The sequence below is a fragment of the Flavobacterium pectinovorum genome (assembly GCF_900142715.1).
Classification (GTDB): Bacteria; Bacteroidota; Bacteroidia; order Flavobacteriales; family Flavobacteriaceae; genus Flavobacterium; species Flavobacterium pectinovorum.
In genome coordinates, this window is sequence record NZ_FRBX01000002.1 from 971,239 (window position 1) to 982,515 (window position 11,277).

Genomic DNA, 11,277 nt, shown 5'->3' on the forward strand with positions numbered 1-11,277 from the left:
TCTCAATTATTGGAGTTGGGAATTTAGATATTAGGATTTGTTTCTGAAGTTCTGAATTATATTAAAAATTATCTGTTTTACAAACTGATTACTTTGTCTATCTTTGTAAAATGAATGAAAATCTAGATCCTACAACAAAAGGATATAACCCTGAAGAACTAGATCTTGAAAAAAGATTGCGTCCGCTGTCATTTGATGATTTTGCAGGACAGGACCAAGTTTTAGAAAATTTAAAAGTTTTCGTGGCTGCTGCTAATCAACGTGGAGAAGCACTTGACCATACACTTTTTCACGGACCTCCGGGATTAGGTAAAACCACTTTAGCTAATATTTTAGCAAATGAATTGGAAGTAGGTATTAAAATAACTTCAGGTCCTGTTTTGGATAAGCCAGGTGATTTAGCAGGCTTATTGACAAATCTTGATGAAAGGGACGTTTTATTTATTGACGAGATTCATCGTTTAAGTCCAATCGTAGAAGAGTATTTATATTCGGCTATGGAAGACTTTAAAATTGATATTATGATTGAATCTGGACCAAATGCCAGAACAGTGCAAATCAATTTAAATCCCTTTACTTTAATTGGAGCAACAACAAGATCTGGATTGTTAACGGCTCCAATGCGTGCCCGTTTTGGGATTTCATCACGACTACAATATTATACAACTGAACTTTTAACGACAATTGTTGAGAGAAGTGCTTCGATATTAAAAATGCCAATTTCGCTTGAAGCGGCAATTGAAATTGCTGGACGAAGCCGTGGTACACCTCGTATAGCAAATGCATTATTAAGAAGAGTTCGTGACTTTGCACAAATAAAAGGGAACGGTACTATTGATATTGAAATTGCACGTTACGCACTTAAAGCATTAAATGTGGATGCACATGGTCTTGATGAAATGGACAATAAAATTTTGTTGACCATCATTAATAAATTTAAAGGTGGACCTGTCGGCCTTTCAACTTTAGCGACTGCAGTTTCAGAAAGCAGTGAAACAATTGAAGAGGTTTATGAACCATTCCTTATCCAGGAAGGGTTTATTATGCGAACACCACGTGGACGTGAAGTAACTGATAAAGCGTATAAGCATTTGGGAAAAATAAACACTAACATTCAGGGCGGATTGTTTTAATTCTGTTTAAAATGTCTGAGAATAAAAAATATAATTACCCTAACCGACTTTCAATATTTAGATTTTTTTTGGATGCTGAAGGAGTGCGTAAAAACCCTATTCCTTTTCATAAAAGATATTTTGATAAGTTTGGAGATTCTTTTTCTTTAAAAATTGGCTTTTCAAAGCATATAATTTTATCCAGAGATAACGAAGTTGCCCAATATATTTTACAAAAAAATCAGAAGAACTATCATAAGTCTAAGTTTCAGTCTGTTTATCTTTCTAAATATTTAGGAAAAGGGCTTTTAACTGTTGACGGTGATTTCTGGCTGAAACAAAGAAGACTTATTCAACCTGCCTTTCATAAGCAAAAAATGAATCAGTTAGTTGAAAATATGGATAAAACAATTGTTTTAGAGCTTGATGATTTAATTGAGGAAAAAGCAGTTGATCTTTTTCCAATTATGAGTCAGTTGGCCTTTAATGTTGTTGCTAAGTCTCTTTTCGAGCTGTCAATTTCAGAAGAAAAATTAATTCGCATTAAATATATTATCGAAGAAGTGCAGAATTTTTTAATCAAAGAAATTAGGCTTCCTCATAAAGCCTGGTGGTTTTCTGTAACAGGTCAGGTTAAGAAACATCTTGAATTGGCAGAGGAGAACAATAGTATTATTCGGGAGATTGTTGAGGAGAGAGGCAAATCTAAAGAAGATATTAATGATTTACTTAATATGCTTTTAGAAACGCGATATGAAGATACAGGTGAAGGAATGTCTGTAAAACAATTGGTTGATGAGATTAAAGTCCTATTTATTGCCGGTCATGAAACTACCGCAAATGCATTAACTTTCACTCTTTATCTTTTGGGAATAAATCCTAAGATACAACAGAAAGTTTTAGATGAAATTACAGCTATTGAATCTCAAACGGAAAATATTGTTGAGCAGCTTCAGAAAATGACTTATACAAATGCAGTTTTAAATGAGGCTATGCGTTTATATCCACCAGCCTGGATTACTGACAGGGGAAATGTTGAAGATGATAATTTAGCTGGTTATAATATAAAGAAAGGAACATTAATTGGGGTTTCTTTTTATGAATTGCACCGAAATCCAAAGTATTGGGAAAATCCGGATGAATTTATACCAGAAAGATTTCTGGGAGAACAGAAGAAACAGTCAATGCAATATTTTTATCCATTTGGAGCAGGGCCCAGAATGTGTATTGGAGCTGGATTTGCTATTTATGAAATGTGTTTGACGATTTCTAATTTAGTAAAAAGATACAATATTACATCTGTTAATAGTGAAATACAGCTCAATCCACTGATTACATTGAAGCCTGTTGGAGTAAAAGTCTTATTCTCTAAAAGATGACAATTAATGCTAAAGAAACATATTCAAAATTTATAAAAACTGAAGCGAAAAGGCTTGGGTTTCTTTCTTGTGGCATTTCCAAAGCCGGATTTTTAGAACAAGAAGCGCCTCGACTTGAAAGCTGGCTAAAAAATAACAGTCATGGTCAAATGGCATATATGGAAAACCATTTTGACAAACGATTAGATCCCACTCTATTGGTCGACGATGCTAAGAGTGTTGTTTCGCTTTTATTGAATTATTATCCTGAAGAATCTCAAACTCAGGAAAGTTTCAAAATCTCTAAATACGCTTATGGTCAGGATTATCATTTTGTGATTAAGGAGAAATTAAAAGAATTCCTTTTTTCGATTCAGGAAAATATTGGTGATGTTTCCGGGCGTGCCTTTGTCGATTCTGCTCCAGTTCTGGATAAAGCCTGGGCGGCTAAGAGCGGTTTGGGCTGGATTGGAAAAAACAGCAATCTCATAACTCAAAAAGTAGGTTCTTTTTATTTTATTGCAGAGCTTATTCTCGATTTAGATCTTGAATATGATTATGCCACTACAGATCACTGCGGTTCTTGTACGGCCTGCATAGATGCTTGTCCCACACAAGCGATAGTTGCTCCTCATGTTGTTGACGGTAGCAAATGTATTTCATATTATACGATCGAATTGAAAGAAAATATTCCGAATGACATGAAAGGTAAATTTGATGAGTGGATGTTTGGATGTGACACTTGCCAGGATGTTTGTCCCTGGAATAGATTCTCAAAATCGCATTCTGAACCATTATTTAATCCTAATCCTGATTTGCTTTCTTTTACTAAAAAAGACTGGATTGAAATTACAGAAGAAACTTTTCGTACTGTTTTTAAAAATTCTCCTATTAAGAGAACAAAATTTGATGGTTTAAAACGAAATATTAAGTTTCTTGAATAAAATTTATTTTTTATTCTACTCAGTTATAAGCTTTTATTCTTTCTTTTTGTTTTTTCTGTTTATTTTTTTTTGAATAAAATTCATGATCTAGCTGTGAAAAGTTGTAGGTTGTTTTTGTTTTGTAAAAGTATATAATTATTTGATTTATAAGTGATTATAAAATATTTATTATTGTTGTTTTGTAAGATTGTTTTATGATTTTGTCATCTTTTTGCTCAAAAACAAAATATTTGATAAAAATTTAAGAATTTTCTCCGCTATTATTATCAAATAGTTAATTTTTATACAGGTTCAGGTTAATTTTTGTTGATAAAAAGTGTTATTCAACGTTTATCTTGGTAGTTTGTCGACGAAAGTATTTAGTATAGAGGACTTTATATAATTTCGCGACTCCAAAACTACTAATTTAATCTAAAGACAATTTTAGTCTTGAGCCTATAAATACTAATGGTCCAAACACTACTTTCTTTTTGCATTGATTTTGACAAATCTTTTAAGAGATCTTCAAAATCCATTTCCTTTCTTTTATCGTATCTGCCCTATATGTTGAAGATCTCGTTTGATTTTTCAACTTCTAATATTTCTATTATTCAAATTACAATTGTCTATGCGTAACTTTACTCTTAGAAAGTTTAATTCAATTAAACTACTTGCTTTTATTTTATTTTTAATGATTAGCTATAATGCCTCAGCTCAATTTTATACTAAGCATTATATAGCGCCAGCGCCTTGGCAGTATTTTAGTAAAGCAAATGAAATTGTTATTGCGACGAATTCAACAGCAACTGTAAATATTACCGTTTCAAAAAGTGATGGTACAGTTGTAACAACACTTATAGCTTCAAAAGGAGCACCTGCAATATATAGATTTGCCGGTAAACCGAGTGCAGCTCCTGCTTTTACATTTAATACAGTTTTAAATGCTGCAGGATTAATCGTTACGGGTAGTGCGCCGATATCTATTAATTTACGAAACGTAGCTTCTGATGCTTTAGGTGGTGATGGATCTGATCAGGATATTAAAGGAAATGCAGCATTGACTAGTTTTGGTGATGCCGGAATTGGGATAAGATTTAGAGTTGGATATTACAGAGATGGTTCTCTTGGAAATTTCAATAATTACGGTGATCAACGTCCGATTTATAGTGTAATGGCAATTACAAACGGTACAACCGTAACAATTGGAGGTGTTATAACAGCAACTTTAAATGCAGGACAAAGTTATTTATTCAAAGCAACAATTGGAACTTTAGTAGAAACTTCAAACCCGAGTGTTATGAATACTTCTGCTTTTATCGATACACCAAATGGTTGTGGAGATGGAGCTTTTAATCAAATTCCGCCAGAAGCAGTTTTAGGTTCAGAATATTTTATAGAAAGAGGAAAAGGAAACGATACGGCAGAACAAACTACTGTAATTGCAACTAAACCCAATACAAAAGTTATTGTAGATACTTATTCGGTAACCGGTGCTTTAGTATCTACAAAAACAACAACATTAGCAACAGCGGGTAGCTTTTTTACCTTTTTGAATGGTGTTTCAGGAGCTAATTTTTCAGCTTCAAGAGTTTCTGCAGATAACAATGTTGTTGTTTATTCAGGAACAGCTCAATCTTGTGAAGTTGATATTTCGACGATTGCTCCGGTCTCAGAATGTGGAGGGTCTAAATTTATAGAAACAGCAAAATTTAGAAATTACGGTACAGGTTCATTGCCTTATTTTGGATATGTTCTTTTAAAAGATGCCGTAGCAAAAGTATATGTTAATGGTGTAGATATTGAAACAAAATCAGGAGTTTCAGCACGTCATCAATTGGGAGCAACAGGATGGTATTTAATTAATTTTGAAGATACTCAAATCGGAAGCCCGGATGTTCTTTCCATATCTAGTGATGCTAAATTAACAGTTTCGATTGTACAACAAGGCGGAGGATTCTCTATGGCAGGTTTCTTTTCGAATTTTGCTGTTCAGCCAGAAGATCCAACTTTGTCTTATATTGCAGGAGGTGGTTGTACAAATAGTACAGCTATATTGTCAACACCAACCGGATTTGTTCCATACCAATGGTATTTTAATGGTACTGCAATATCAGGTGCTACCTCAAATACCTACACAGCAACTAAAACGGGTTCTTATTCTGTAGCTTCAACTTTAACATGTGGAGCTCAAACACAATCAAAGCCTGTATCCGTTACTTTGTGTACAGATTTGGGTGTTACAAAAACAGTAGACAATACAACACCATGTGTAGGATCGAATGTTGAATTTACAGTAACCTTATCCAATTTAGGAGTAAATAATGCTACAGGAGTTTCTGTAAATGATTTGCTTCCTACAGGATATACTTTTGTGAGTTCAACACCATCCGTAGGAACTTATAATTCAGGAACAGGAGTTTGGAGTATTGGAGATATAAACGGAGGGATAGCTGTAACATTAAAAATTGTTGCCAAAGTAAATGCTAGTGGAGCTTATACTAATACTGCAGTAATTCCGGCATCTGTTTTGGATACTAATTCAGCAAATAATTCGGCTAGTATTTCAACAACGCCAAATCCTTTGCCAACAGCTTCAATAAACGGAACATTAACAGCATGTTATACAACTACATTAACAGCAGTTACCAATGCTGGTTCTCCAGCATATGTTTGGTATAAAGATAACGTCGTAATTTCAGGACAAATATCATCTACACTAGTTGTTACAGTTGATGGAGACTATAAAGTTAAAGTCACCAATACAGCTACAACTTGCGAAAATACTTCTGCAGTTTCAACGGTTAAAGTTAGTGATACCCAAAAACCAACAATTACCTGTCCGTCAAATGTTACGGCTGTAGCCGATGCCAATTCCTGCGCTGCTACGGGAGTTGTTTTGGGAACACCAACAACAACTGATAACTGTACAGGCACAATCACGGTTACCAATAATGCGCCATCAAGTTTTCCAATCGGAATTACTACGGTGACCTGGACAGCAAAAGATGCTTCAGGAAATACACAAACGTGTACACAAACGGTAACAGTTAGCGATACCCAAAAACCAACAATTACCTGTCCGTCGAATGTTACGGTTGTAGCCGATGTTAATTCATGCGCTGCTACGGGAGTTGTTTTAGGAACTCCAACAACAACGGACAACTGCACAGGAACAATCACAGTTACCAATAACGCACCATCAAGTTTCCCAATCGGAATTACAACAGTAACCTGGACAGCAAAAGATGCTTCAGGAAATACACAAACGTGTACACAAACGGTAACAGTTAGCGATACCCAAAAACCAACAATTACCTGTCCGTCGAATGTTACGGCTGTAGCCGATGTTAATTCATGCGCTGCTACGGGAGTTGTTTTAGGAACTCCAACAACAACGGACAACTGCACAGGCACAATCACAGTTACCAATAATGCACCATCAAGTTTTCCAATCGGAATTACTACGGTGACTTGGACAGCAAAAGATGCTGCAGGAAATACACAAACGTGTACACAAACGGTAACAGTAAGCGATACCCAAAAACCAACAATTACCTGTCCGTCGAATGTTACGGCTGTAGCCGATGTTAATTCATGCGCTGCTACGGGAGTTGTTTTAGGAACTCCAACAACAACGGACAACTGCACGGGAGCAATCACAGTTACCAATAACGCACCATCAAGTTTCCCAATCGGAATTACTACGGTGACTTGGACAGCAAAAGATGCTGCAGGAAATACGCAAACGTGTACACAAACGGTAACAGTAAGCGATACCCAAAAACCAACAATTACCTGTCCGTCGAATGTTACGGCTGTAGCCAATGCCAATTCATGCGCTGCTACGGGAGTTGTTTTGGGAACACCAACAACAACTGACAATTGCACAGGAACAATCACAGTTACCAATAATGCACCATCAAGTTTTCCAATCGGAATTACAACAGTAACCTGGACAGCAAAAGATGCTTCAGGAAATACACAAACGTGTACACAAACGGTAACAGTTAGCGATACCCAAAAACCAACAATTACCTGTCCGTCGAATGTTACGGTTGTAGCCGATGTTAATTCATGCGCTACTACGGGAGTTGTTTTAGGAACTCCAACAACAACGGACAATTGTACAGGAGCAATTACAGTTACCAATAATGCACCATCGAGCTTTCCAATTGGCGTTACAACAGTAACCTGGACAGCAAAAGATGCTTCGGGAAATACACAAACGTGTACACAAATGGTAAAAGTAGTAGGTCCAATTAAAGCAAATGATGATATTATATCTTCATTTAATGGATTTTCAGGAGGAGTTGCTGTTTCAAATGTTTTAAGTAATGATCTTTTAAACTGTAACGCTGCAATTACAAGCGATGTGAATCTTACTTTAGCAAGTACTTTACCTTCTGTTTTAACTTTTAATACGACTACTGGATCAGTAACAGTTAATCCAAAAACTCCTGCTGGTACTTATTTATTTGATTATACGATTTGTGAAAAATCAAATACAACTAATTGCAGTACAGCATCAGTTAAAATTACAGTTGTTGCTCCAGTTATCGACGCTGTTACAGAAACTACGACTTCAATCAACGGAAACACGGGAGGAACGACAACAGAATCAGTAATTACAAATGATACCTTAAACGGAAACCCGGTTGTAATCGGCACAAATCCCGGAGAAGTAAAACTAACGGGAATCACCTTTCCAACAGGATTAACCTTAAACGCAGACGGAACAGTAACAGTTGCAGTGAACACTGCTGCAGGAAACTACAATGTAGAATATAGCATCTGCGAGATTACCAACCCGACAAACTGTGATTCTGTAATTTCAGTGGTTGTGGTAGGAAAACCAATCATTGACGCGGTAACTGAAACTACGGCTTCAATCAATGGAAATGCAGGCGGAACGACAGCAGAATCAGTAATTACAAATGATACCCTAAACGGAAACCCGGTTGTAATCGGAACCAATCCAGGAGAAGTTAAACTAACAGGCATCACAGTTCCAACAGGATTTGTATTAAATACAGACGGAACAGTAACGGTTGCAGCTAATACTGCAGCCGGAAACTACAATATAGAATATAGCATCTGTGAGATCACCAACCAGACAAACTGTGATTCTGTAATCTCGGTGGTTGTGGTAGGAAAACCGACCATCGACGCTGTTACAGAAACTACAGCTTCAATCAATGGAAACACAGGCGGAACAACAATTTCACTTGTAAATAATGATACTCTAAACGGAAATCCGGTTGTTATCGGAACAAATCCCGGCGAAGTTAAATTAACCGGAATCAGCGTTCCAACAGGATTAACCTTAAATGCAGACGGAACAGTAACGGTTGCAGCGAATACTGCTGCCGGAAACTATAATGTTGAATACAGCATCTGCGAGATCACTAACCCGACCAACTGTGATTCTGTAATCTCAATGGTAGTAGTTGGAAAACCAACCATTGACGCTGTTACGGAAACTACAGCTTCAATCAATGGAAACACAGGTGGAACAACAATTTCACTTGTAAATAATGATACTCTAAACGGAAATCCGGTTGTTATTGGAACAAATCCTGGCGAAGTAAAACTAACCGGAATCACCGTTCCAACAGGATTAACCTTAAATGCAAACGGAACAGTAACTGTTGCGGCGAACACTGCTGCTGGAAACTACAATGTAGAATACAGCATCTGCGAGATCACCAACCCGACAAACTGTGATTCTGTAATTTCAGTGGTTGTGGTAGGAAAACCAACCATTGACGCGGTAACTGAAACTACGGCTTCAATCAATGGAAATGCAGGCGGAACGACAGCAGAATCAGTAATTACAAATGATACTTTAAACGGAAATCCTATTGTAATCGGAACCAATCCCGGAGAAGTTAAATTAACCGGAATCACCGTTCCAACAGGATTAACCTTAAATGCAAACGGAACAGTAACAGTTGCAGCGAACACTGCTGCCGGAAACTATAATGTTGAATACAGCATCTGTGAGATCACCAACCCGACAAACTGTGATTCTGTGATTTCAGTGGTTGTGGTAGGAAAACCAGCCATCGACGCGGTAACTGAAACTACAGCTTCAATCAATGGAAACACAGGAGGAACAACAGCATTGTTAACAGCTAACGATACCCTAAACGGAAACCCGGTTGTAATCGGAACCAATCCCGGAGAAGTTAAATTAACCGGCATCACCGTTCCAACAGGATTAACCTTAAACACAGACGGAACAGTAACGGTTGCAGCGAACACTGCTGCCGGAAACTATAATGTAGAATACAGCATCTGTGAGATCACCAACCCGACAAACTGTGATTCTGTAATTTCAGTGGTTGTGGTAGGAAAACCAGCCATCGACGCGGTAACTGAAACTACAGCTTCAATCAATGGAAACACAGGAGGAACAACAGCATTGTTAACAGCTAACGATACCCTAAACGGAAACCCGGTTGTAATCGGAACCAATCCCGGAGAAGTTAAACTAACGGGAATCACCGTTCCAACAGGATTGACATTAAACACAGACGGAACAGTAACGGTTGCAGTGAACACTGCTGCCGGAAACTACAATGTGGAATACAGAATCTGCGAGATCACCAACCCGACAAACTGTGATTCTGTAATCTCAGTAATTGTAGTTGGAAAACCAACCATTGATGCGGTAACCGAAACTACGGCTTCAATCAATGGAAACATGGGAGGAACTACAACAGAATCAGTAATTACAAATGATACCCTAAACGGAAATCCTATTGTAATCGGAACCAATCCCGGAGAAGTTAAATTAACTGGAATCACCGTTCCAACAGGATTAACCTTAAATGCAAACGGAACAGTAACTGTTGCGGCGAACACTGCTGCCGGAAACTATAACGTAGAATATAGTATCTGCGAGATCACCAACCCGACAAACTGTGATTCTGTAATTTCAGTGGTTGTGGTAGGAAAACCAACCATTGACGCGGTAACTGAAACTACGGCTTCAATCAACGGAAATGCAGGAGGAATAACAATTTCACTTGTAAATAATGATACCCTAAACGGAAATCCGGTTGTTATTGGAACAAACCCTGGCGAAGTAAAACTAACCGGAATCACCGTTCCAACAGGATTGACATTAAACGCAGACGGAACAGTAACAGTTGCAGCCAATACCGCTGCCGGAAACTACAATGTGGAATACAGCATCTGCGAGATTACCAACCCAACAAACTGTGATTCTGTAATCTCGGTGGTGGTAGTTGGAAAACCAGCCATTGATGCGGTAACCGAAACTACGGCTTCAATCAATGGAAATGCAGGTGGAACGACAGCAGAATCAGTAATTACAAATGATACTTTAAACGGAAATCCGGTTGTTATTGGAACAAATCCTGGCGAAGTAAAACTAACGGGAATCACCGTTCCAACAGGATTAACCTTAAACGCAGACGGAACAGTAACGGTTGCAGCGAATACTCCGGAAAATGATTATGAAATAGAATATAGTATCTGTGAAATTACAAACCCAACTAATTGTGATGTTGTAAAAAGTATTGTTACTGTTACAGGCGGTGTATTAATCGCAAACCCTGATGAAGTAGCTTCAGTAGTTGCTACAAACCAGCCACAAACTGTGGTAAATGTTTTTGACAATGATACAAACAACGGCATCGCTGTTGTACCAAATGACGTCAACTTAACAATAGCAACAGCAGATCCAACAGGATTTTTAACTTTAAACCCTGACGGAACCGTAACCTTGGGAGGAAACGCACCTTCAGGAATTTATGAAATCGTGTATCAAATCTGTGAGAAACTAAACCCGACAAATTGCAGCTCTGCTTCAGTAAAAGTAACAGTTGGCACACCAGTTATCAATGCAGTTGAAGA

4 protein-coding genes are annotated in these 11,277 nt (G+C 37.5%); all 4 read left to right on the plus strand.

From position 1 onward, the window contains the following. The first annotated feature begins 110 nt into the window (after window positions 1-110). On the plus strand, window positions 111-1,133 hold the full coding sequence (gene ruvB, locus BUE22_RS10700; RefSeq protein WP_042566285.1) for a Holliday junction branch migration DNA helicase RuvB: 1,023 nt from the start codon (window positions 111-113) through the stop codon (window positions 1,131-1,133). An 11-nt stretch (window positions 1,134-1,144) separates the two neighbouring features. Continuing rightward, the gene (locus BUE22_RS10705) at window positions 1,145-2,491 is read left to right on the plus strand and encodes a cytochrome P450 (RefSeq protein ID WP_073395003.1); all 1,347 of its coding nucleotides are present in this window, start codon (window positions 1,145-1,147) and stop codon (window positions 2,489-2,491) included. After that, window positions 2,488-3,414: a tRNA epoxyqueuosine(34) reductase QueG gene (queG, locus tag BUE22_RS10710; protein WP_073395004.1), complete on the plus strand. Its 927-nt coding sequence runs from the start codon at window positions 2,488-2,490 to the stop codon at window positions 3,412-3,414. The genes BUE22_RS10705 and queG overlap by 4 nt, the downstream gene beginning before the upstream one ends. A 607-nt stretch (window positions 3,415-4,021) precedes the next feature. Continuing rightward, window positions 4,022-11,277 (plus strand): HYR domain-containing protein (locus BUE22_RS10715; protein WP_143165855.1); only part of this gene is annotated, 7,256 nt, incomplete at its 3' end.